The sequence below is a fragment of the Pseudomonas sp. Root569 genome (assembly GCF_001427465.1).
GTDB classification, from domain to species: domain Bacteria; phylum Pseudomonadota; class Gammaproteobacteria; order Pseudomonadales; family Pseudomonadaceae; genus Aquipseudomonas; species Aquipseudomonas synxantha.
In genome coordinates, this window is record NZ_LMGQ01000029.1 from 63,468 (window position 1) to 85,777 (window position 22,310).

The window sequence follows — 22,310 nt, forward strand, 5'->3', positions numbered from 1 at the left end:
AGCCACGACGCCGCCTTCACTGTTTGATACAGCGATGAGGCGCGCAGGCATGCGCGTCTCGGGAGGCACAGATGAATAAGGGCACGGTCAGGTGGTTCGATGCGGTCAAGGGCATTGGCTTTATTGCCCGAGACCGTGATGGCAATGAGGTTGCAGTGGAGTCTAAAGATGCCAAGGGCAGTGAAGCCCCGCCCGCCGCGCCCAAGCGACGAAAACCCCGCAAGCGAAAACCATCACCGGATGTATGAACCGGCGCTCTAGCACCCATCGACCGCTCGCGTCTACCTGTCAACTTTGACAGTAGCCAAAGGGCGCATGCCGTTGTTTAGTACAGGTCAAGCACTTCGCGCATGTAGTAAACCAGATGCAGGGGAGAGTGGTATTGAGGCTGGCTACAGGTACTGTCAGATCCTATGAGTTGACCCGGGGCGAGTGGTTGATTGCGCTGGACGACGAGCAAGAAAGCGTTTTCATCGACTGGAGCGATTGGCATTGGGCTGCACTGTCGATTGGTGAGCAGATAACGTTTCAGATGATCCATAAACCCAAGGGCGTTTATGCGCTTCCCGTCGGCGCGAGCGTGCAGGGCGGGTCTATAGGTGTAAGGAGAAAGGCAATGGCAACGGGTACTGTGAAGTGGTTCAACGCGGAGAAGGGCTTTGGTTTTATTACCCGGGATGATGAGGGGCCGGATGTTTTTGCCCATTACTCGGCAATTCAGTCGGGTGGATTCAGAAGTCTGGAAGAAAACCAAAAAGTGGAGTTTGAGATAGAACAGGGACCCAAAGGCCCTCAGGCCGTGAATATACGGCCTATTTAAAGGCTCAAATGTGGGAGGGGGCTTGCCCCCGATAGCAGTGGCTCAGTCAATGAATCCATTGCCTGATACACCGCCATCGGGGGCAAGCCCCCTCCCACAGTTTTGACCGTGTCACCCGCCGCTTGCGGCGCTCGTTATTCCGGCGCCAAGGTATAGGCGATCAGCCAGTAACTGCGCCAGTTCGATCAGTTGCGCAACGCCGAGCAATTCCTCTCGTTTCGAGCCTTCCAGGTCAAAGGCCAGATCACAGCTCAAGGCATTGGCCGAGGCGAGGGTTTCGCTGAGGTTGACCAGCAGGTCTTCGGTGTTGATGCCATCGGCTACGGTAAATAGCCGGGTGGGGGAATTTGGGGCGGGTTTGATCACTGTGAAGCTCCTTTTACTGAAAGGGAGATGGTGCTTTTGCTCCTAGGTAATCCGGGCCGCGACGCCCGACCGCTGCGTTTGCAGCGGTGTACGGAGACTAGAGAGCCGGTTTCCTAGGGGCAACCCCAAATCCTTGTCAGAAATTTCCTCGATAGCACCGGCTGTACACAGATCAAATGTGGGAGGGGGCTTGCTCCCGATAGCGGTGAATCAGCCAAACATCAGTGCCTGATACACCGCTATCGGGAGCAAGCCCCCTCCCACATTTGGATTGATTTAAACCCGGTGACCCGGGGTGTTTGCGAGGTTCTCCGGGCCCAAAAGCAAAGTTGGAAGGCTTCTTGCAATACCGCCTCCAAGTCGCCTTCCAGCGTCAAAACTTTGCTTCAAGGACACGAGGAATACCGGTGGTAGATCGCTCTCAAATGCTCAACACGGCCCGTGGCACCCTGACTGACCTGTCGCGGGGCAATCTGGGTGTGCCGTTGTTGCTGCTGGTGATGCTGGCAATGATGATGTTGCCGATGCCGCCGTTCCTGCTTGATGTGTTCTTTACCTTCAACATTGCCCTGTCCGTCGTGGTGCTGCTGGTGTGCGTGTACGCCCTGCGGCCGCTGGATTTCGCGGTATTCCCCACCATCCTGCTGATTGCGACCCTGCTGCGCCTGGCGCTGAACGTGGCGTCGACGCGGGTGGTGATGCTTCATGGCCAGGACGGCCACGCCGCCGCCGGTAAGGTGATCCAGGCCTTTGGTGAGGTGGTGATCGGCGGTAACTACGTAGTCGGTATCGTGGTGTTCGCGATCCTGATGATCATCAACTTCGTGGTGGTGACCAAGGGCGCCGGGCGGATTTCCGAGGTGAGCGCGCGCTTTACCCTCGATGCGATGCCCGGCAAGCAGATGGCCATCGACGCCGACCTCAACGCCGGCCTGATCGACCAGAACCAAGCCAAGACCCGCCGCCTGGAAGTGGCCCAGGAGGCCGAGTTCTACGGCTCCATGGACGGTGCGAGTAAGTTTGTGCGCGGTGACGCCATCGCCGGCCTGTTGATTCTGTTTATCAACCTGATCGGCGGCATGGCGGTCGGCATCTTCCAGCACGGCATGACCTTCGGCGATGCCGGCAAGGTCTACGCCTTGCTTACCATCGGTGACGGTTTAGTGGCGCAATTGCCATCACTGTTGTTATCCACAGCGGCGGCGATCATGGTGACCCGTGCTTCGGGCTCCGAAGACATGGGCAAGCAGATCAGCCGGCAGATGTTCGCGTCTCCCAAGGCCTTGGCCGTGGCGGCGGGCATCATGGCGATCATGGGCATCGTGCCGGGCATGCCCCACGTGTCGTTCCTGACCATGGCCGCCTTGGCCGGTGGCGGTGCCTACCTGTTCTGGAAAAAACAGAACCAGGTCAAGGTCCAGGCCCTGCAGGAGGTTGCACGCCAACAGGAACTGCTGCCATCCCCAGCCCGCGCCCAGGAAACCAAGGAGTTGGGTTGGGACGACGTAACCCCGATCGACATGATCGGCCTGGAAGTCGGCTACCGCCTGATCCCGCTGGTGGACCGAAACCAAGGCGGGCAATTGCTGGCGCGGATCAAGGGCGTGCGCAAGAAGCTGTCCCAGGACCTGGGCTTCCTGATGCCCACCGTGCATATCCGCGACAACCTCGACCTGGCCCCCAGTGCCTACCGCCTGACCCTGATGGGGGTGATCCTCGCCGAAGCCGAGATCTACCCGGACCGCGAACTGGCGATCAACCCCGGCCAGGTGTTCGGTACCCTCAACGGCATCACCGCCAAAGATCCGGCTTTTGGCCTGGAAGCGGTGTGGATCGAAGTCAGCCAGCGTAGCCAGGCGCAGTCCCTGGGTTACACCGTGGTCGATGCCAGCACGGTGGTCGCCACCCACCTCAACCAGATTCTTTACAAGCACTCCCACGAGCTGATCGGCCATGAGGAAGTCCAGCAATTGATGGGCTTGCTGGCCAAGTCGTCGCCGAAACTGGCCGAAGAGCTGGTGCCGGGCGTGCTGACGCTGTCGCAATTGCTCAAGGTGCTGCAGGCGCTGCTGGCCGAACAGGTGCCGGTGCGCGACATTCGCAGCATTGCCGAGGCCATCGCCAACAATGCCGCCAAGAGTCAAGATACTGCCGCGCTGGTGGCGGCAGTGCGCGTCGGATTGTCCCGTGCAATCGTGCAAAGCATTGTAGGCATTGAGTCTGAGCTGCCTGTTATCACCTTGGAGCCAAGGTTGGAACAAATATTGCTCAATAGTATTCAGAAGGCCGGTCAGGGCCAGGAAGAAGGTGTTTTGCTGGAGCCAAGCATGGCTGAAAAGCTGCAGCGTTCGTTGATCGACGCCGCGCAGCGCCAGGAAATGCAGGGCAACCCGGTCATTCTTTTGGTGGCCGGCCCGGTTCGGGCGATGTTGTCGCGGTTTGGACGCCTGGCTGTACCGAATTTGCACGTGTTGGCTTACCAGGAAATTCCTGACAATAAGCAAGTGACTATCGTCGCGACAGTAGGGCCCAATGGCTGAGGTAGTGGGTTATGCAAGTTAAGCGTTTTTTCGCCGCCGATATGCGTCAGGCCATGAAACTGGTCCGTGATGAGCTGGGCGCCGACGCCGCGATTATCGGTAACCGTCGGATTGCCGGCGGTGTCGAGCTGACGGCTGCGCTGGATTACACGCCCCAGGCCCTGGCCCCGCGTGTGCCGAACATGGAACTCGAAGACGAGCTGCGCAAGACTGCCTCGCGCATTGTGTCGGCCCAGGCTGAACTGAGCATGCGTGGCGACAGCGACGCCAGCACCAATCGCCAATTGTTCGCCGGCCTGCCGTTGACGGCTGCCGAGCCGCTGGTAGAACCGACGTTCGTCGAGCCACCGCGTCCAGCTGCGCCAGCCCCGGCCGCCGCTGTCGACCAACGTGTGTTCGATTCGATGCGCTTTGAACTCAACGGCCTGCGCGAATTGCTCGAAGTGCAGCTGGGCTCGCTGGCCTGGACGCAACTGCAAGGCAGCAAGCCGCAACAGGCCAACCTCTGGCGTCGCCTGCAACGCATCGGCCTGTCTGGCCCATTGTCCCGCGATTTGCTGGCCTTGACCGCCGAAGTCGAAGAACCCCGCCAGGCCTGGCGCATGCTGCTGGCGCACTTGGCACGCATGATCGCCACGCCGGAAATCGAACCTCTGGAAGAGGGCGGTGTGATCGCCATGGTCGGCCCCGCCGGCATGGGCAAGACCACCACCCTGGCCAAGCTGGCCGCCCGTTATGTGCTCAAGTACGGCGCACAGAATATCGCCCTGGTGAGCATGGACAGCTACCGCATCGGCGCCCAGGAGCAGCTCAAGACCCTGGGGCGCATCCTCAATGTGCCGGTGACCCACGTCGACCCGGGCCAGTCCCTGGCCAATGCCCTCGACCCGCTGCTGCGCAAGCGCGTAGTGCTGATCGATACCGCCGGCCTGCAAGCCAGTGACCCGGCGCTGCGCATGCAGCTCGAAAGCCTGGCCGGGCGTGGCATCAAGTCGAAAAATTACCTGGTGCTTGCAACCACCAGCCAGAAACAGGTTCTTACCGCTGCTTATCACAGTTACAAGCGTTGCGGCCTGGCCGGTTGCATCCTCACCAAGCTCGATGAAACTGCGAGCCTGGGCGAAGTGTTGAGCTTGGCCATCAGCCATGAATTACCGGTCGCCTACCTGACCGACGGGCCGCGGATCCCGGATGATCTGCATCTGCCGCGCCGTCATCAGTTGGTCAGCCGTGCCGTAAGTGTGCAAATGCAAGAAGAGCCTAGCGAGGAAGCGATGGCCGATATGTTCGCCGACCTTTACCACCACCCGGCTAAACGGGTCGGTTAAGGCAGGATGAACACCGTGAAATGTACCTACATCGATGGTCTGCAAGCGATTCACGCGGCCAAGCCATGTAGCCTGCGTCTAAGCAAGACAAGGTAAAGAAATAAAATGGGCAGCATGCATCCCGTACAGGTGATCGCGGTGACCGGCGGCAAAGGTGGCGTCGGCAAAACTAACGTGTCAGTGAATTTGTCCCTGGCCCTGGCAGAGCTTGGCCGTCGCGTCATGCTGCTGGATGCTGACCTGGGCTTGGCGAACGTGGACGTTCTGCTGGGGCTGACACCCAAACATACCCTTGCCGATGTGATCGAGGGCCGCTGTGAGCTGCGCGATGTGCTGCTCCAGGGCCCCGGTGGCATCCGCATCGTGCCGGCTGCCTCGGGTACCCAGAGCATGGTGCACCTGAGCCCCGCGCAGCATGCCGGGCTGATCCAGGCGTTCAGCGATATCGGCGACAACCTCGACGTGCTGGTGATCGATACCGCCGCCGGGATCGGCGAATCGGTGGTCAGCTTCGTGCGCGCAGCGCAAGAAGTGCTGCTGGTGGTGTGCGACGAGCCCACTTCGATCACCGATGCCTACGCGTTGATCAAACTGCTTAACCGTGACTACGGCATGAACCGCTTCCGCGTGCTGGCCAACATGGCCCAAAGCCCGCAGGAAGGGCGCAACCTGTTCGCCAAGTTGACCAAGGTCACGGACCGCTTCCTCGATGTGGCTTTACAATACGTCGGCGCAGTTCCTTACGACGAGTGTGTGCGCAAGGCCGTGCAAAAGCAGCGTGCGGTCTACGAAGCGTTCCCTCGTTCCAAGTGCGCACTGGCGTTCAAGGCCATTGCCCAGAAGGTCGATACCTGGCCGTTGCCCGCCAACCCCCGGGGGCATCTGGAATTTTTCGTCGAGCGTTTGGTGCATCAGACGAGCGCAGGACCGGTGCTATGACATCCAGCGGCTACAACCTTTACAAAAAGTCGGCACGTGACAGCCAGGGCGAATTGATCGAGCGTTATGCGCCCCTGGTCAAGCGCATTGCCTATCACCTGTTGGCGCGCCTGCCGGCCAGTGTGCAGGTCGAGGACTTGATCCAGGCCGGCATGATCGGCCTGCTCGAAGTGTCGACCAAATACGATGCAAGCAAGGGTGCGAGTTTCGAGACGTATGCGGGCATCCGCATCCGTGGCGCAATGCTCGATGAAGTACGTAAAGGGGATTGGGCGCCGCGTTCGGTACACCGCAATACGCGGATGGTCAGTGATGCAATTCGTGCAATTGAAGCAAAAACCGGTCGTGACGCTAAAGATCATGAAGTTGCGGCCGAACTCCAATTGAGTCTCGACGATTATTACGGGATTTTGAACGATACCTTGGGCAGCCGCCTGTTCAGTTTCGACGACCTGCTGCAGGACGGCGAACACGAAGGGCTGCACGAGGACGGCGCGAGTGCACATCTCGAACCGTCCCGCGACCTGGAAGACGAACGTTTCCAGAGCGCGTTGGCGGACGCGATTGCCAATTTGCCGGAGCGTGAGCGCCTGGTGCTGGCGCTGTACTACGACGAAGAGCTGAACCTCAAGGAAATCGGTGAGGTGCTGGGGGTCAGCGAATCGCGTGTCAGCCAGTTGCATAGCCAGTGCGCGGCCCGCTTGCGGGGGCGTTTGGGAGAGTGGCGCGCGCGCTGACAGGCAGTGTGGGGACACTGCAGACGCTACCGCGAAGCCGCAAGGTTTCGCGGGTTCGTTCCGTGGTGCCCTGGGCAGTCCTTTTTGTGTAACGCCTGTTGATTGAAATGGCGCGTCCAGGTGCTGGGCGCGTTTAAGACTGCTTGGAGGTCGAATTGGACAAGAACATGAAAATCCTCATCGTTGATGACTTCTCAACGATGCGGCGGATCATAAAAAACCTGTTGCGTGACCTTGGGTTCACCAACACGGTCGAGGCGGATGATGGCATCACGGCGATTCCGATCCTCAACAGCGGGAGCATCGATTTTCTGGTAACCGACTGGAACATGCCGGGCATGACCGGTATCGATCTGCTGCGCCATGTACGTGCCGATGAAAAACTGCGCAGCCTGCCTGTGCTGATGGTGACCGCTGAAGCCAAGCGTGAACAGATCATCGAAGCCGCCCAAGCCGGGGTCAACGGCTACGTGGTCAAGCCATTCACTGCACTGGCCTTGAAAGAGAAGATTGAAAAAATCTTCGAACGCATCGGTCATTGATGCTGCCACGGGGGAGCTATGGAGCATAACGAATCATCGCAGGCCGACTTCGAGTCGACCCTGAAAAAACATGCTCACCGCTTGGTCGACAGCCTGGAAAAAGGCCAGTTCGCCGATGCGGTGCAGTTGATCCATGAGCTTAACCAGACCCGTGATCGCGGCCTGTACCAGGAAGTGGGCAAGCTCACACGCGAGCTGCACAGTGCGATCGTCAATTTTCAGATTGACCCGCGCATGCCCCAGGCCGAAGAGATTTCGCAAATCACCGACGCCACCGAACGCCTGTCCTATGTGGTCAGGCTGACCGAGGCGGCGGCCAACCGCACCATGGACCTGGTGGAAAACGCCACGCCGCTGGTCAACGGCATGGCCAGCGAAGCCCAGGCCTTGAGCGTTGATTGGGGCCGCTTCATGCGCCGCGAAGTGGGGGCTGAAGAGTTTCGGGAATTGGCCCGTCGGGTCGAGGGTTTCCTGTCGCGCAGCGAACAGGAAAACCGCACGGTGGCCAGCAACCTCAACGACATCCTGCTGGCCCAGGATTACCAGGACCTCACAGGCCAGGTGATCAAACGCGTGACCCAGTTGGTCACCGAAGTGGAAAGCAACTTGCTCAAATTGGTGCTGATGGCCGGCCAGGTCGACCGTTTTGCCGGCATCGAGCATGACCGCGAAGCGATCCTCTCGGAAAAAGATCCACAAAAACATCTCGCCAAGGGTGAAGGTCCGCAGATTCATGCCGATAAACGTGAAGACGTTATGTCAGGTCAGGATGACGTAGATGACCTGTTATCCAGTTTAGGCTTCTAAGGAGCACACCCATGAGCTTCGGCGCCGATGAAGAAATCCTTCAGGATTTCCTTGTAGAGGCCGGCGAAATTCTAGAGCAACTGTCCGAGCAACTGGTCGAGCTGGAAAGCCGACCGGATGATGCGAACCTGCTCAATGCAATTTTTCGCGGTTTTCACACTGTAAAAGGGGGCGCCGGCTTCCTCCAGCTCCATGAGCTGGTGGAGTGCTGTCACATCGCCGAGAACGTGTTCGACATCCTGCGCAAGGGTGAGCGGCAGGTCGACTCGGAACTGATGGACGTGATTCTAGAAGCACTGGATGCGGTCAACGGCATGTTCAGTGAAGTGCGCGAACGTGCGCCGATCACTGCGGCCACTCCGGAACTGCTGGCGGCCCTGGCGCGCCTGGCGGAACCGGCTGCGGCTGCGCCGGTAGCACAAGCTGAGCCGGAACCAGTGGTGGAGGCCGAGGCGGATGTGACCGACAGCGAGTTCGAACAGCTGCTCGATTCGCTCAATGCGGTCAAGGCCGAAGCCGAAGCCCCGGCGGCGCCTGTTGCCACGCCGACCAGCGAAGACATTACCGACGCAGAATTCGAATCCCTGCTCGACCAGTTGCATGGCAAAGGCCAGTTCGCAGCCGATGCCGTGGCACCCGCTGCGCCAGAAGCACCGGCTGCCAGCGCCAGCACCGACATTACTGACGATGAATTCGAGGCATTGCTCGACCAACTGCACGGCAAAGGCACGTTTGTAGCCGAAGCCCTGCCGGAAGTCGCCGCCACTGCTGCCGCAGCTCCAGCGGCTCCAGCGGCCAGCAGCGCCGCACCGGCCGGCGACGGACTGATCTCCGATCACGAGTTCGAAGCCTTGCTGGACGAGTTGCATGGCAAAGGCAAGTTCACCGAGGTAGCCCCGGCTGCCGCGGCAGCGGTCGCCGCCGCACCGGTTGCCGCCAAAGCTGCCGCGCCGGTCGCCAAGCCAGCCCCGGCCCCAGCGGCCGCCCCGGCACCTGCTCGCGCAGCGGCGCCGGCGGCTGCGGAAAAGCCCGCCAGTGAAGCCGAAACCACCGTGCGCGTCGACACCGCGCGCCTGGACGACATCATGAACATGGTCGGCGAGCTGGTGCTGGTGCGTAACCGCCTGGTGCGCCTGGGCCTGAACAGCGGCGACGAAGCCATGCAGAAGGCCGTGTCGAACCTCGATGTGGTCACCGCTGACTTGCAGACCGCCGTGATGAAGACACGGATGCAGCCGATCAAGAAAGTCTTCGGCCGTTTCCCGCGCCTGGTCCGCGACCTGGCACGCCAGCTCAAGAAAGAAATCAACCTGGAACTGGTGGGCGAAGAAACCGACCTCGACAAGAATCTGGTCGAGGCCTTGGCCGACCCGCTGGTCCACTTGGTGCGCAACGCCGTCGACCATGGCATCGAAACCCCGGAAGAACGCGAAGCCTCGGGCAAGTCCCGCAACGGCAAAGTGATCCTGGCGGCGGAGCAGGAAGGCGACCATATCTTGCTGTCGATCACCGATGACGGCAAAGGCATGGACCCGAACATCCTGCGGGGCATCGCCGTCAAGCGCGGCGTGATGGACAAGGACGCCGCCGACCGCCTGACCGACACCGAGTGCTACAACCTGATCTTCGCCCCGGGTTTCTCGACCAAGACCGAGATCTCCGATGTGTCCGGCCGTGGCGTGGGCATGGACGTGGTGAAGACCAAGATCAGCCAGCTCAACGGCTCGATCAATATCTACTCGACCAAGGGCCAAGGCTCCAAGATCGTCATCAAGGTGCCGTTGACCCTGGCGATTATGCCGACCCTGATGGTGATGCTGGGCAACCAGGCGTTCGCCTTCCCGCTGGTCAACGTCAACGAGATCTTCCACCTCGACCTGTCGCGCACCAACGTGGTGGACGGCCAGGAAGTGGTGATCGTGCGCGACAAGGCGTTGCCGCTGTTTTACCTCAAGCGCTGGCTGGTGGCTTCGGCTGCCCATGAAGAACAGCGCGAAGGCCATGTGGTGATTCTGTCCGTGGGCACCCAGCGCATCGGCTTTGTGGTCGACCAACTGGTGGGCCAGGAAGAAGTGGTGATCAAGCCTTTGGGCAAGATGCTGCAGGGAACCCCGGGCATGTCGGGCGCCACCATCACTGGTGACGGTCGCATTGCGCTGATTCTCGATGTTCCGAGCATGCTCAAGCGTTACGCCGCACGGCGTATTTGATTCTGGTGGGGCAGGGCGGTCATGCCCGCCCCGCCTAACGGAGTGTTTATGGCAGTCAAGGTCCTGGTGGTGGACGATTCGGGTTTCTTCCGCCGCCGCGTCTCGGAAATTCTTTCCGCCGATCCAACGATCCAGGTGGTCGGCACGGCCACCAACGGCAAAGAGGCGATCGATCAAGCTATTGCCTTGAAGCCGGACGTGATCACCATGGACTACGAGATGCCGATGATGGATGGCATCACGGCCGTACGTCATATCATGCAGCGCTGCCCCACCCCGGTATTGATGTTTTCCTCGCTGACTCACGAAGGCGCGCGAGTAACCCTCGACGCACTGGATGCCGGCGCGGTGGATTTCCTGCCGAAGAATTTCGAAGACATCTCGCGCAATCCCGAGAAGGTCAAGCAGATGCTGTGCGAGAAGGTGCACAGCATTTCCCGCAGTAACCGTCGCAGCCTGTTCAGCGCACCGGCGCCGGCAGCCGCACCTGCGCCCACAGCGCCTGCGCCTGGCTCGTCGTTTGCACGCCCGGCGCCTGCGCCCGTGGCTCGGCCTGCGGTGGCGCCGGTACGTACCGCAGCGGCACCGAGTGCTCATTCGCCAGCGCCCAAGCGCAAGGCTTACAAGCTGGTCGCCATCGGCACCTCCACCGGCGGCCCGGTGGCCTTGCAGCGGGTGTTGACGCAATTGCCGGCCAACTTCCCGGCGCCGATCGTACTAGTGCAGCACATGCCCGCCGCGTTCACCAAGGCATTCGCCGAGCGCCTGGACAAGTTGTGCCGCATCACCGTCAAGGAAGCCGAGGATGGTGACATCCTGCGCCCTGGCCTGGCGTTGCTGGCCCCGGGTGGCAAGCAGATGATGGTGGATGGCCGTGGTGCGATCAAGATCCTGCCGGGCGACGAGCGCCTGAACTACAAGCCGTGCGTGGATATCACCTTTGGTTCGGCGGCCAAGTCCTACGGCGACAAAGTTCTGGCGGTGGTGCTTACCGGCATGGGCGCCGACGGCCGTGAAGGCGCACGCCTGCTCAAGCAGGGTGGCAGCACCATCTGGGCCCAGGACGAGGCCAGTTGCGTGATCTATGGCATGCCCATGGCCATCGTCAAGGCTGACCTGGCCGACGCGGTCTATAGCCTGGACGACATCGGCAAGCATCTGGTGGAGGCCTGCCTCTGATGGATGTCTTGAGCCTGATCGGCATCACCATGGCGTTTGTCGCGATCATTGGCGGCAACTACCTGGAAGGCGGCCACCTTGGCGCCTTGGCCAATGGCCCGGCGGCGCTGATCGTGATCGGCGGCACCGTGGGCGCGGCGTTGTTGCAGTCGCCGCTGAGCTCGTTCAAGCGTGCCATGCAGATTCTGGTGTGGATCATTTTCCCGCCACGGGTCGACCTGCCAGGCGGCATCGACCGCGTGGTCAACTGGAGCCTCACCGCACGCAAGGAGGGCCTGCTGGGCCTGGAAGGCGTGGCCGATGCCGAGCCCGACAACTACGCACGCAAAGGCTTGCAGTTGCTGGTGGACGGCGCCGAGCCGGAAGCGATCCGCAGCATTCTCGAGGTGGATTTCTATACCCAGGAAAGCCGTGATATCAACGCTGCCAAAGTCTTTGAAAGCATGGGCGGCTACGCGCCGACCATCGGCATCATCGGCGCGGTGATGGGCCTGATCCACGTGATGGGCAACCTGGCCGACCCCTCGCAACTGGGCAGCGGCATCGCCGTGGCATTCGTTGCCACCATCTACGGCGTGGCCAGTGCCAACCTGGTGCTGCTGCCAGTGGCAAGCAAGCTCAAGTCGATTGCCATGCGCCAGTCGCGTTATCGCGAGATGCTGCTCGAAGGCATCCTGTCGATTGCCGAGGGTGAGAACCCGCGCTCCATCGAATTGAAGCTTCAGGGCTTCATGGATTGATGGGAAGGAGCTGCCAGTGAGCCGTCGCCGTCGCGAGCCCGAGGAACATGTCAACCATGAACGCTGGCTGGTGTCCTACGCGGACTTCATCACCTTGCTGTTCGCGTTTTTCGTGGTGATGTACTCCATCTCGTCGGTCAACGAAGGCAAATACAAGATCATTTCCCAGGCGCTGGTGGGTGTGTTCAACGATACCGAGCGTGCCCTCAAGCCGATTCCCATTGGCGACGAGCGGCCCAAGACCGTGACCCCGGCCAAGGCACTGGTCAACGACAGCGATGAAACCGCCGCCGGCGTCGGTGGCACCAGCGACCCGCTCAAAAGCATCGCCGATGACATCAGCGCCGCGTTTGGCGACCTGATCAGCTCCAACCAGATGACCGTACGCGGCAACGAGCTGTGGGTGGAGATCGAGCTGAACTCCAGCCTGTTGTTCGCCAGCGCCGATGCGCTGCCGAGCGACCAGGCGTTTACCATCATCGACAAGGTGGCGTCGATTCTCAAACCATTTGAAAACCCGATTCACGTTGAAGGCTTCACCGACAATTTTCCCATCAGCACCGCGCAGTACCCGACCAACTGGGAACTGTCATCCGCCCGAGCGTCGAGCATCGTGCGCATGCTGGCCATGCAGGGGGTCAACCCCCAGCGCCTGGCTTCGGTGGGCTATGGTGAATTCCAGCCGGTGGCCAATAACGCCACGGTGGAAGGCCGTGCACGCAACCGCCGGGTGGTGCTGGTGGTGTCGCGCAACCTGGATGTACGCCGCAGCCTGACCGGTACCGGCACCGCCAATGCAACCCCGGATGCGGCGTTGAGGCGTGCTGGCACACAAACTGCACCGCCCGTAGTCAAGTCGCCGGTCAGATCGAGTAACGTCAATTCTCCGTCACCGGCTCAATAACCTTATGCAATGTCTCGGTCGCGCCTGTGCCCACCGGGAGGAACCAACCGAATGAGAGTCTGGGCAGTTGCCAATCAAAAGGGTGGAGTCGGCAAGACCACCACTTCCATCGCCTTAGCCGGCTTGCTGGCCGAGGCGGGCAAGCGCGTGGTCGTGGTCGACCTGGACCCCCACGGTTCCATGACCAGCTATTTCGGCTATGACCCGGATGCGCTGGAACACAGCTGCTATGACCTGTTCCTGCACAAGGGCAGCGTGGCGGCGGATTTGCCTGGGCAACTGTTGCTGCCCACCAGCAACGACAACATTTCGCTGTTGCCGTCGAGCACCGCCCTGGCCACCCTCGAGCGCCAGTCGCCGGGGCAAAGTGGCCTGGGCCTGGTGATCGCCAAGACCCTCGCGCAGCTGTGGCAGGAGTTCGACTACGCGATCATCGACAGCCCGCCGTTGCTCGGTGTGCTGATGGTCAATGCCTTGGCGGCCAGCCAGCAACTGGTGATTCCGGTGCAGACCGAACACCTGGCGGTCAAGGGCCTGGAACGCATGGTGAGCACACTGGCGATGATCAACCGCTCGCGCAAGCAGGCGCTGCCATTCAGCATTGTGCCCACGTTGTTCGACCGTCGTACCCAGGCGTCCCTCGGCACCCTGCGGGTATTGCGTGATGCGTACCCGGAGACGATCTGGAATGGCTATATCCCCGTGGACACACGCCTGCGTGACGCCAGCCGCGCCGGGCTCACGCCGTCGCAGTTCGATGGCAAGAGCCGTGGGGTGCTGGCGTATCGTGCGTTGCTCAAGCATCTGCTGTCGCAGCAGCTTGTGGCGCAGGTGGCGTGATGAACCGACCCGTCGACCTCAAGACCCGGCCGCAACTGGCACTGCAATCCTACCTGGATGCCTTGCTGCAGGACGCGACCGAGGAAGAGCTGCCGGAACCGATCCTGGTGCTGGAGCCTGCTGTCGAACCCCCCGGCACGCTGGATGAGTTCCAGCTGGCGGTGCTCGAGGAGCAGGCCCGCGATGCACTTGCCGAGGCTGCGCCTGTGGTGCCGGTCACGCCAGACCCGGTTGCGCCCGTGGTGGTCGAGCCATTGGTTGAAGTGCATTTGCCGCCGAGCATCACACCGCCGCCGGTGACCGGCGATGGCCGCCCTGCATGGGCTGCCGAGCCGTTCGAGTGCCTGCTGTTCGACGTCGCCGGGCTGACCCTGGCGGTGCCGCTGGTGTGCCTGGGCTCGATCTATTCGTTGGAAGGCCACGAGCTGACGCCGCTGTTTGGCCAGCCGGAGTGGTTCCTCGGCATCCTGCCCAGCCAGGCCGGCAACCTCAAGGTGCTGGATACCGCGCGCTGGGTGATGCCCGACCGCTACCGCGACGACTTCCGCCAGGGTTTGCAATACGTGATCTCGGTGCAGGGCTATGAGTGGGGGCTGGCAGTGCATCAAGTCAGCCGCTCGTTGCGCCTGGACCCGAATGAAATCAAATGGCGCAGCCATCGTGGCCAGCGGCCATGGTTGGCGGGCACCGTGATCGAACACATGTGCGCCTTGCTGGATGTCGCCGAACTGGCCGAGTTGATCGCCAGCGGGGCGGTCAAGGCGATGCCGCAGAACAAACGCAGTTGATTGAACAATAAGGTCCGTGCGCGAGTGCGGTCAGAGCAGCCTATACGCCGTGTCGAACGGCACTTGAAGGGGTCAGAGAGATGAACAAGTCAGCGTCCGCACAAGGTTTGGATGATCCGATCCTGCAATGGGTTACCTTCAAACTGGACAACGAAACCTACGGCATCAACGTCATGCGTGTGCAGGAAGTGCTGCGCTATACCGAAATCGCGCCAGTGCCGGGTGCGCCAAGCTACGTGCTGGGCATCATCAACCTGCGCGGCAACGTGGTAACCGTGATCGACACCCGCCAGCGCTTCGGCCTGGACACGGTCGAAGTCAGCGACAACACGCGCATCGTGATCATCGAAGCCGACAAGCAGGTGGTCGGGATCATGGTCGACAGCGTGGCCGAAGTGGTCTACCTGCGCCAATCGGAAGTGGAAACCGCGCCGAACGTCGGTAACGAAGAATCGGCCAAGTTCATCCAGGGCGTGTGCAACAAGAACAACGAGCTGTTGATTCTGGTTGAGCTGGACAAAATGATGAGCGAAGAAGAATGGTCGGAACTGGAGAGCATCTGATTGTTCCTTGAGGCAGCGGTGATTGTCCTGGCCCTGTTATGGGCCGGGACCTTGGCGTTTGTGCTGCGCTATGTACGCCAGCAACGGGAGTTGGCCCTGCAACAGGCCGAACGCGATGCGGTGCGCGACCGGCGCATCCTGGAACTGGTCAAGCGTGTCGACCACTTCCAGCAAAGTGCCGTGCGGGTCGGGGATGAAGTGCATGAACTGCGCGCGATACTTGCGCCGTTGCCGGACAAGTTGGTGCAGTTGGAGCAGCGCGATCCTTCGAACCTGTCGTTTGCCCAGGCCGCCAAGCTGGTGGGCATGGGCGCGACCGTGGATGAGTTGACGCAGTCTTGCGGGTTGACCCAGGCCGAGGCGCAGTTGATGAGCAAGTTGCACAAGAGCTGAGCCTGTTTGGCCGACAGGCACCGGCCAGGCAGCACTCGCGCACCCATTGCGCCTCGCCCGCCAATGCCAGTCCTGTCGCTAGCTCACCCTCGAGTCGGTGGTGCGGTGTTCAGCCAGGGTGCGTTCAAGGATGACAACCTGGTCCGGATCCAGGCCAAAACGTTCGCGGTGTTTGAGCGTCCGTTCGAGTGTGTCCAACCCCGCAGCGCCGTGGCGTTTCAAGTAGGCGTTAACGTAGGCCTGCGAATCTGCAAGAAATACAATGTCGAAATCCACCATCTCCCTGACCACCAGTAGCGGTATGGGCGAGGTCAGTGGCCGGAACTCCGGATTCCTGAGGCCAGGTTTTTTGCAGGTGGAATAGAACTCGCCAAGCATTAGACCCGCGTCAAGAAAGGCGGGCTTCAACATGGCGTGGAATTCGTCGACTTTATGTTCCGGATGAATATCAGGAAAGACGGCGACAATAGTCTTGAATTGGGTTTTATCACCTTCTGTCGGCGCTGCCCGGTTGAAGTGGTCAATTAACGACAGCATGTCTTCGCATACGGCCTGGTCGCAACGGTCGCGCGTCGCCAGTTCGGTCAGCCAGAACGTTTCTCGTTTCATCGCGTTGGGCGTCCAGGGGCAGACTACGCCGGGGCGTCCGATGTCCGCGCTGGGCTTGCACAGGTATTCACTGGACCAGCGTGCGATGTGCTGCAAAGGGCTGAGTGTTGAGTCGTCCTCATGCGCTGAGTTGATCAAGTTGGCAATGGGGATCAGTTCGAGGGGTGTCGAGTGATCTGTATGTTGGGGTTCTATCTTCATCATGTTCGCCGCTCGTTTTGGTTGAAGTCTGGAGAGGTGCGTGCACGATGAGGTTGATGGAGTGCGGCCACGGTACGAAGGTGCAATGTCCTGGGGCCGTGTACGAAATCTTTGAGCCCAGAGTAAGTTCGTCACTAATTTCCAATCCCCAGTGACTTTTTCCTGCTGTTTCAGGGTCAACATCCTTCAAGCACCTTTGAACCAGGAGATTCCCCCATGACAACCCCCAAGGCCCTGTTAATCCTCCACGGCAAGCAAGCCCTCAACGAGGACGTGCGCAGCGCCGTGCAGGCCAGGCGCAAGCAGGGTTGGGAGTTGGCGGTGCGGGTGACCTGGGAGGGCGGCGATGCCCAGCGTCTGGTCAACGAGGCACTGGATAACGGCTATACCCATATCATCGCCGGTGGCGGCGACGGCACCCTGCGCGATGTGGCCGAGGCCATGGCGTTGGCCAAGACCGATGCCAGCCTGGTACTGATGCCCCTGGGCACCGCCAATGACTTCGCCAAGGCCGCCGGTGTGCCCTTGGAACCGGCTGGCGCCCTGGCGTTGCTGGACGTTCAACCCAGGGCTATCGACCTTGGCCAGGTGGGCGGTCAGATCTTCCTGAACATGGCTACCGGAGGTTTCGGCAGCCAGGTCACGGCCAACACCTCCGAAGACCTGAAGAAGGTCCTCGGCGGTGCCGCCTACCTGTTCACCGGTTTATCGCGCTTCAGTGAATTGAAGGCCGCCTACGGGGAGCTGGAAGGCCCGGATTTCCACTGGAAAGGCGAGCTGCTCGCACTGGGTATCGGCAACGGGCGTCAGGCCGGTGGCGGGCATGTCCTGTGCCCTGGCGCATTGGCCGATGATGGATTGCTCGACGTCAGCATCCTGCCGGCCCCCCAGGAGGTGGTCGGTACGCTACGTGAGTTGATGAACAACGGCTGGGGCCTGGACACCATGTTCGTTCGCGCACGCCTGCCATGGGTCAATATCAAGGTCGCCCAAGGCTTGTATATCAACCTCGATGGTGAGCCGCTGGAAGGCGATGATCTGCATTTCGAAGCATTGCCAAAGGCCCTGCGCGTGCACCTGCCGCTGGGGTCGCCGCTAGTCGTCCAGGCTGATGATCTGCTCACGCACGGCAAATAGCACGAGGCCCGCCACGTCGAAAATCTGCAAGCGCTTCATGATCTGCGAGCGGTGGGCTTCCACGGTCTTGATGCTCAGGCCCAGGCCGTGGGCGATTTCCCGGGTGGACTTGCCGCGCACGATCAGGCGCAGGATTTCCAGTTGTCGCGCTGTCAGGTTATGGCCGTTGGCGACGGGTGCGTTCGGGCCCTGGCTGCGGATCAGCGCTTGGTTGATCACCGTGTGGGCGATTGCGGGGCTCAGGTAGCGTTCGTTGTTACGCAGGGCCAGCAGCGCGTGTTCCAGCTCGTTGGCGGTGGTGTCCTTGAGCAGGTAGCCGTGGGCGCCCGCCTCCAGCGCACGCATGATCAGCTCGGGGTCGGTGTGCATCGACAGGATCAGCACCTTGCACGTGGGGTAGGCGCTTTTGAGTTGCTGCAAGGCATCCAGGCCGCCGGTGTGTTTCATCGACAGGTCGAGCAGCACGATGTCCGGCTGCAGGGCACTGAATTGCTCCAGCAACTGCGCACCATCGCTGGCCTCACCGATCACGCTGTAGCCGGGGATATCCAGGATCAGCGCCCGTACGCCGGCGCGAATCAGTGCGTGGTCATCGACCAGGAGTAAGGTGCAGGTCACTCGAGAACCTTAGGGGAGCTGGCCCGTTTGAGGGCGCGGGGCGCCCAGGGGAAAAGTGCGTCGATGCGTGTGCCTTTGCCTGGCTGGCTGCTGACGGACAACGTGCCTCCCAACTGATCTATCCGTTCGCTCATGCCGGCCATGCCCCGCTGGCCTTCCCGGCCGGGGTCGGTGGCGGGCGAGAAACCCAGGCCGTCATCGCAGATCATCAGCGACAGGCCTTCGGGCAGGCGTTGCAGGCGCACCAGCAGATTGTGCGCCTGGGCATGGCGAAGCATGTTGGTGACGGCTTCCTGGGTGATGCGAAAGGCCGCCACGGCCATTTCCTCGGGGATGCCGGTCAGTCGTTGCTGGCACTCCAGGCTCCAGCATACCTGGGTGTTCTCCAAGGTCTTGAGCAGGTGCGCGCGCAGGCTGGCTTCCAGGCCCAGGCTTGCCAGCTGGCGAGGGTTGAGGATCGCGGACACGTCGCGCACCTTAGCCAGGGTTTCGTTGAGCGTGTTGCACAGCACTGAACAATGGTTTTGCAGGTCTTGGGGCAGGCGACGTTGCAGCCATTCGCCTTGCAGTTTGGCGGCGGTCAGCAGTTGGCCAATGTCGTCGTGCAGTTCGCGGCTGAGACGGTGGCGTTCGTTTTCCTGGACTTGCAGCAGGCGGTCGGCCAGTTCCTGGGGCTGGAACTTGATGGCTTTGCGCGAGCACCACTGGTACAGGCCCACCACCACCAGCGTGGCGAAGTTGAGCAGCAGGATCAATAACGGCAGCGACGCGCCATGCAGGTAGGCCCATAGACTGGCCAGCGTTGCGCACAGGCACAGGGCAAGGACTATGCGAGGTGCATGACTGCGGGACACGGACCTTGCGATGAGTGACTTGAGACTGGCGTACATAGCGGATGGAGCCAATGAGGGTTCGCTGCGGGAAGACCGGTCACGGCGGTTGACTGGGCTCTGTTGGGAATGCGGTGCCGAATCGTGGTTATCCATGATGAAGTTGAGTCACTTCGAGCGGAGCATAGTACCACCACTATTACCGTTGGTCGCCTGGCACTTTCCCTGTTGGATGTGTTGGCCACGTCAGCGCTCTGAGCAATAGTCCCAGAGTTCAAAGATAGCCAGTTGTATTAATTAGAGTAGTTTGTACAACTATTGAATGACAGGCTAAGTGGGTTTCATCTTTTGAGCAAAAACGGTCGTTTTCAGATAGCCAGGTATTAAATACGACCTTTGCGGTTCAAGATCCCTGCTGCAAGCGAGACTGCAGGTCAGGTGCATAATCTTTTTGCGGGATCTGCGAGGTCACCGTTGCAATCAGCGATGTCTGTTCACTGTCGTCCAGACTCAACTCGCCGGTACGCATGTCGATCAGCTCCAACTGCCAAGCCAGTAGCGTCAGGCAGTCATGCAGCGCATCCAGTGCCTGGTCATGCAGTTGCACGGGGCTCACGGCATTGGCGATCAGGTACTGGATATGTCGTGAGAACTCGCTGATCGCCTGCAAGGCCAGGCCGTCGGCTTTTTCAGCCAGTTTAGCCAGGCTTGCCTTCATGCAGTCGATGGCATCGCTGTCGTTGCGGATCAAATGCAGGTGGTTCAGGCATTCTTCAGACTTGGCCAGCAGCATTTCCGCTTCCAGCAGAAAATCGGGAAGTGCTGTTTGCCATTCGTTTGCGCTATTCATCATGCAAGTCTCCACAACTTTAGGTCGGGTGATGAGATGTCGCACCGGGCGAATAGCTTAAAACTAGCGCTGAAATTTGACGGGAATCTGTAGGTCGCTTCTGATGTTGCTGTAGGACGTTTATTGAAATGCCGACAAAGGCCGTACTTCGTCCTCATTATCGGGACTGCTTGCACACCTTTAGTAGCCGACATGTAAGTGCCTGAAAGGCCGGTGGGCCGAGGGCTTGGGATGGCAAACAAAAGCCTGACTCCATTCATGCAATGAGAATGGCGTCACATTAATGGCTATTAGATATCGCGAATATCAGGTTAGGCCCGATTGTGCCTAGGGGAATCCCTTATATAGCGGAACCTCGCGTCGATTTGGATGTCGCGCAAGGTCATGGTCTCTGCCTATGCAGGAGCCGTTGCAGTAAAGCATGATGTCAGTGTGACATCAATGAATTTACATGGCATTTTACTCAGGTCAAGGTCTGGCGTTTGCCGCCGATAACCCACTACAGGCGCGAGTTGGCTCGCGACAACCTCGAGAGCGCGCCACGCTCGCATCAGTGGCACATTCCCTCAGCACACCAGGAGCTTTCAATGGCCGGCATTCTCGACACGGTAGATCAACGCACGCAATTGGTGGGTGAGAATCGCCTGGAAATTCTCATGTTCCGCCTGGCCGGGCGGCAATTGTTTGCCATCAACGTGTTCAAGGTGCAGGAAGTGCTGCAGCTGCCCAAGCTGACCCTGATGCCCCAGCGCCACCCCTTCGTGTGCGGGGTGGTCAACCTGCGTGGCCAGACCTTGCCGGTGATCGACCTGTCCCAGGCCATCGGCATGCGCCCTCTGGTGCCAGGGCCCAACAGCACCATTATCGTCACCGAATACAACCGTTCGGTGCAGGCGTTCCTGGTAGGCGGGGTCGACCGCATCGTCAACATGAACTGGGAAGCCATCCTGCCGCCGCCGACCAGCGCCGGGCGCCAGCATTACCTCACCGCCATCAGCAAGGTCGATGACCAGTTGGTGGAGATCATCGACGTGGAGAAAGTCCTCGCCGAGATCGTGCCCTACAACGCCAAGGTCTCCCGGGAAAAACTTGAAGACCCGATCCTGGAGCGTGCCCGTGGCCGCGAAGTGCTGCTGGTGGACGACTCCAACGTGGCCCTGTCGCAGTTGCGTGACACCCTCGGCCAGTTGGGCGTGAAGATGCACATCGCCAGTGACGGCCTCAAGGCCCTGAACATGCTCAAGGCCTGGGCTGACACGGGCCAGGTGATGACCGACAAGCTGCTGATGATCTTCACCGATGCCGAAATGCCCGAGATGGACGGCTACCGCCTCACCACCGAAATCCGCAATGACCCGCGCCTGCGTGGGCTCTACGTAGTACTGCACACCTCACTGTCGGGCAGCTTCAACGAGTCGATGGTGAAGAAGGTGGGTTGTGACAATTTCCTCTCCAAATTCCAGCCGGACAAGCTGGTAGATGTGGTGCGCCAACGACTGATGTTGGACGAAGTGCCTGCCTGAGGTTAGGATGACACTTTGTGTCCTAGGAATGCAGGCCCATGCTTCGTCTCAGTGCGTTGTACCGTTACCCGTTGAAATCCGGCAAGGGCGAACTTTTGCAGCAGATCGGCCTGGATAAACTCGGGTTGCAGGGGGATCGACGCTGGATGCTGGTGGACGAAGCCAGCGGGCGGTTCCTGACGCAGCGGGCGGTGGCGAAGATGAGCCAACTGTCGGCGCTGTGGAACAGCATGGGCGGCCTGACCCTCAGTTCGCCCGGTCATGCGCCGCTGGAGGTGGCTTTGCCCGGCGACGAGGACTTACGCGGTGTCACCATCTGGCGCGACACCTTGCGCGTACCGGATGCGGGCGATGCAGCGGCGGCTTGGGTCAGCGCGTTCATCGGCAAACCCACACGCCTGGTGCATATGCCCTTGGAGCGTGCGCGTTCTACCGACTCCGGTTATGGCCAGGATCACGATCAGGTGGGGTTCGCCGACGGTTACCCCTTGCTGTTGATCGGGCAGGCTTCCCTGGACGACCTGTGCGCGCATATCGGCCGGCCGATGGAAATGCTGCGCTTTCGGCCCAACCTGGTGATCGAGGGCGCCGAGGCCTTCGCCGAAGATGGCTGGAAACGCTTGCGCATCGGCGACTTGGAGTTTCGGGTGGTCAAGCCGTGCTCGCGCTGCATCCTCACCACCATTGACCCGCAGACCGGCGAGCGCAGTCCCGACCGTGAGCCTTTCGCCACGCTGGAGACCTATCGCAAGACCGAGAAGGGCGCGATGTTCGGCCAGAACCTGGTCAACGACGGCATCGGGCACCTGGAAGTCGGCATGCCGGTGACGGTGCTGGAATAAAAAA

General features: G+C 60.6%; 24 protein-coding genes. 19 read left to right on the forward strand and 5 right to left on the reverse strand.

All coding sequences use genetic code 11. The features are described from left to right. The first annotated feature begins 71 nt into the window (after nucleotides 1-71). Together ASD70_RS29030 and ASD70_RS26995 are read left to right on the forward strand one after the other, a co-directional pair. Nucleotides 72-248, forward strand: coding sequence for a cold-shock protein (locus tag ASD70_RS29030; protein ID WP_156382950.1), 177 nt, complete (start codon nucleotides 72-74; stop codon nucleotides 246-248). A gap of 368 nt (nucleotides 249-616) precedes the next feature. Further along, on the forward strand, nucleotides 617-820 hold the full coding sequence (locus ASD70_RS26995) for a cold-shock protein (protein WP_056848033.1): 204 nt from the start codon (nucleotides 617-619) through the stop codon (nucleotides 818-820). 111 nt (nucleotides 821-931) lie between these two features. On the opposite strand, the gene ASD70_RS27000 is transcribed toward ASD70_RS26995, so the two are convergent. Further along, nucleotides 932-1,186: a DUF6124 family protein gene (locus ASD70_RS27000; protein ID WP_056847923.1), complete on the reverse strand. Its 255-nt coding sequence runs from the start codon at nucleotides 1,184-1,186 to the stop codon at nucleotides 932-934. A gap of 425 nt (nucleotides 1,187-1,611) precedes the next feature. On the opposite strand from ASD70_RS27000, the gene flhA reads away from it, so the two are divergent. From flhA to ASD70_RS27070, 14 genes are all read left to right on the forward strand, one after another. Then, entirely contained in the window at nucleotides 1,612-3,726 is a 2,115-nt protein-coding gene (gene flhA / locus ASD70_RS27005; RefSeq protein WP_046071801.1) for a flagellar biosynthesis protein FlhA, read from the forward strand. A gap of 11 nt (nucleotides 3,727-3,737) precedes the next feature. After that, the gene (gene flhF / locus ASD70_RS27010; RefSeq protein ID WP_005790047.1) at nucleotides 3,738-5,054 is read left to right on the forward strand and encodes a flagellar biosynthesis protein FlhF; all 1,317 of its coding nucleotides are present in this window, start codon (nucleotides 3,738-3,740) and stop codon (nucleotides 5,052-5,054) included. Between the two features lie 105 nt (nucleotides 5,055-5,159). Further along, nucleotides 5,160-5,993, forward strand: a complete 834-nt coding sequence (gene fleN / locus ASD70_RS27015; RefSeq protein WP_003192912.1) for a flagellar synthesis regulator FleN — start codon at nucleotides 5,160-5,162, stop codon at nucleotides 5,991-5,993. Continuing rightward, nucleotides 5,990-6,730 (forward strand): RNA polymerase sigma factor FliA, encoded by a 741-nt coding sequence (gene fliA / locus ASD70_RS27020; protein ID WP_046071802.1) that lies wholly within the window; start codon nucleotides 5,990-5,992, stop codon nucleotides 6,728-6,730. Before fleN ends, fliA begins: the two co-directional genes overlap by 4 nt. Nucleotides 6,731-6,897: 167 nt before the next feature. Then, nucleotides 6,898-7,272: a chemotaxis response regulator CheY gene (locus ASD70_RS27025; RefSeq protein WP_005790040.1), complete on the forward strand. Its 375-nt coding sequence runs from the start codon at nucleotides 6,898-6,900 to the stop codon at nucleotides 7,270-7,272. Nucleotides 7,273-7,290: 18 nt separating this feature from the next. Next, nucleotides 7,291-8,079 carry a protein phosphatase CheZ gene (locus ASD70_RS27030; protein ID WP_043049702.1) on the forward strand — a complete coding sequence of 263 codons (789 nt, stop codon included), beginning with the start codon at nucleotides 7,291-7,293 and terminating at the stop codon, nucleotides 8,077-8,079. 11 nt (nucleotides 8,080-8,090) lie between these two features. After that, complete coding sequence (locus ASD70_RS27035; RefSeq protein ID WP_056847924.1) at nucleotides 8,091-10,289, forward strand: chemotaxis protein CheA; 2,199 nt, start codon at nucleotides 8,091-8,093, stop codon at nucleotides 10,287-10,289. Nucleotides 10,290-10,337: 48 nt separating this feature from the next. Continuing rightward, entirely contained in the window at nucleotides 10,338-11,468 is a 1,131-nt protein-coding gene (locus tag ASD70_RS27040) for a protein-glutamate methylesterase/protein-glutamine glutaminase (protein ID WP_056847925.1), read from the forward strand. Continuing rightward, on the forward strand, nucleotides 11,468-12,208 hold the full coding sequence (locus tag ASD70_RS27045; RefSeq protein ID WP_043051091.1) for a flagellar motor protein: 741 nt from the start codon (nucleotides 11,468-11,470) through the stop codon (nucleotides 12,206-12,208). The genes ASD70_RS27040 and ASD70_RS27045 overlap by 1 nt, the downstream gene beginning before the upstream one ends. Before the next feature lie 16 nt (nucleotides 12,209-12,224). Further along, the gene (gene motD, locus ASD70_RS27050) at nucleotides 12,225-13,112 is read left to right on the forward strand and encodes a flagellar motor protein MotD (RefSeq protein ID WP_056847926.1); all 888 of its coding nucleotides are present in this window, start codon (nucleotides 12,225-12,227) and stop codon (nucleotides 13,110-13,112) included. Nucleotides 13,113-13,163: 51 nt separating this feature from the next. Then, nucleotides 13,164-13,952 (forward strand): ParA family protein, encoded by a 789-nt coding sequence (locus tag ASD70_RS27055; RefSeq protein ID WP_043051089.1) that lies wholly within the window; start codon nucleotides 13,164-13,166, stop codon nucleotides 13,950-13,952. Continuing rightward, nucleotides 13,952-14,740, forward strand: coding sequence for a CheW domain-containing protein (locus tag ASD70_RS27060; RefSeq protein WP_046071806.1), 789 nt, complete (start codon nucleotides 13,952-13,954; stop codon nucleotides 14,738-14,740). The genes ASD70_RS27055 and ASD70_RS27060 overlap by 1 nt, the downstream gene beginning before the upstream one ends. Before the next feature lie 80 nt (nucleotides 14,741-14,820). Continuing rightward, the gene (locus ASD70_RS27065) at nucleotides 14,821-15,303 is read left to right on the forward strand and encodes a chemotaxis protein CheW (protein WP_005790025.1); all 483 of its coding nucleotides are present in this window, start codon (nucleotides 14,821-14,823) and stop codon (nucleotides 15,301-15,303) included. Further along, nucleotides 15,304-15,696, forward strand: coding sequence for a DUF2802 domain-containing protein (locus tag ASD70_RS27070; RefSeq protein ID WP_046071807.1), 393 nt, complete (start codon nucleotides 15,304-15,306; stop codon nucleotides 15,694-15,696). It abuts the gene before it with no gap. A 78-nt stretch (nucleotides 15,697-15,774) separates the two neighbouring features. Here the strand turns inward: ASD70_RS27070 and ASD70_RS27075 are convergent, their stop codons facing one another. Continuing rightward, complete coding sequence (locus ASD70_RS27075) at nucleotides 15,775-16,509, reverse strand: DUF6875 domain-containing protein (RefSeq protein WP_056847927.1); 735 nt, start codon at nucleotides 16,507-16,509, stop codon at nucleotides 15,775-15,777. 213 nt (nucleotides 16,510-16,722) lie between these two features. Here ASD70_RS27075 and yegS point away from each other — a divergent pair, with 213 nt between their 5' ends. Then, complete coding sequence (gene yegS, locus ASD70_RS27080) at nucleotides 16,723-17,643, forward strand: lipid kinase YegS (RefSeq protein WP_056847928.1); 921 nt, start codon at nucleotides 16,723-16,725, stop codon at nucleotides 17,641-17,643. Here yegS and ASD70_RS27085 read toward each other — a convergent pair. From ASD70_RS27085 to ASD70_RS27095, 3 genes are all read right to left on the reverse strand, one after another. Beyond that, the gene (locus ASD70_RS27085; RefSeq protein ID WP_046071810.1) at nucleotides 17,602-18,261 is read right to left on the reverse strand and encodes a response regulator transcription factor; all 660 of its coding nucleotides are present in this window, start codon (nucleotides 18,259-18,261) and stop codon (nucleotides 17,602-17,604) included. The genes yegS and ASD70_RS27085 overlap by 42 nt on opposite strands. Continuing rightward, nucleotides 18,258-19,151: a sensor histidine kinase gene (locus tag ASD70_RS27090; protein WP_046071811.1), complete on the reverse strand. Its 894-nt coding sequence runs from the start codon at nucleotides 19,149-19,151 to the stop codon at nucleotides 18,258-18,260. Before ASD70_RS27090 ends, ASD70_RS27085 begins: the two co-directional genes overlap by 4 nt. Before the next feature lie 343 nt (nucleotides 19,152-19,494). Further along, nucleotides 19,495-19,944, reverse strand: coding sequence for a hypothetical protein (locus ASD70_RS27095; protein ID WP_046071812.1), 450 nt, complete (start codon nucleotides 19,942-19,944; stop codon nucleotides 19,495-19,497). Nucleotides 19,945-20,528: 584 nt separating this feature from the next. Between ASD70_RS27095 and ASD70_RS27100 the strand changes: the two genes are divergently transcribed. Then, nucleotides 20,529-21,464 (forward strand): chemotaxis protein CheV, encoded by a 936-nt coding sequence (locus ASD70_RS27100; RefSeq protein ID WP_046071813.1) that lies wholly within the window; start codon nucleotides 20,529-20,531, stop codon nucleotides 21,462-21,464. A 38-nt stretch (nucleotides 21,465-21,502) separates the two neighbouring features. Further along, nucleotides 21,503-22,306 (forward strand): MOSC domain-containing protein, encoded by an 804-nt coding sequence (locus ASD70_RS27105; RefSeq protein WP_056847929.1) that lies wholly within the window; start codon nucleotides 21,503-21,505, stop codon nucleotides 22,304-22,306. Nucleotides 22,307-22,310 lie beyond the last annotated feature (4 nt).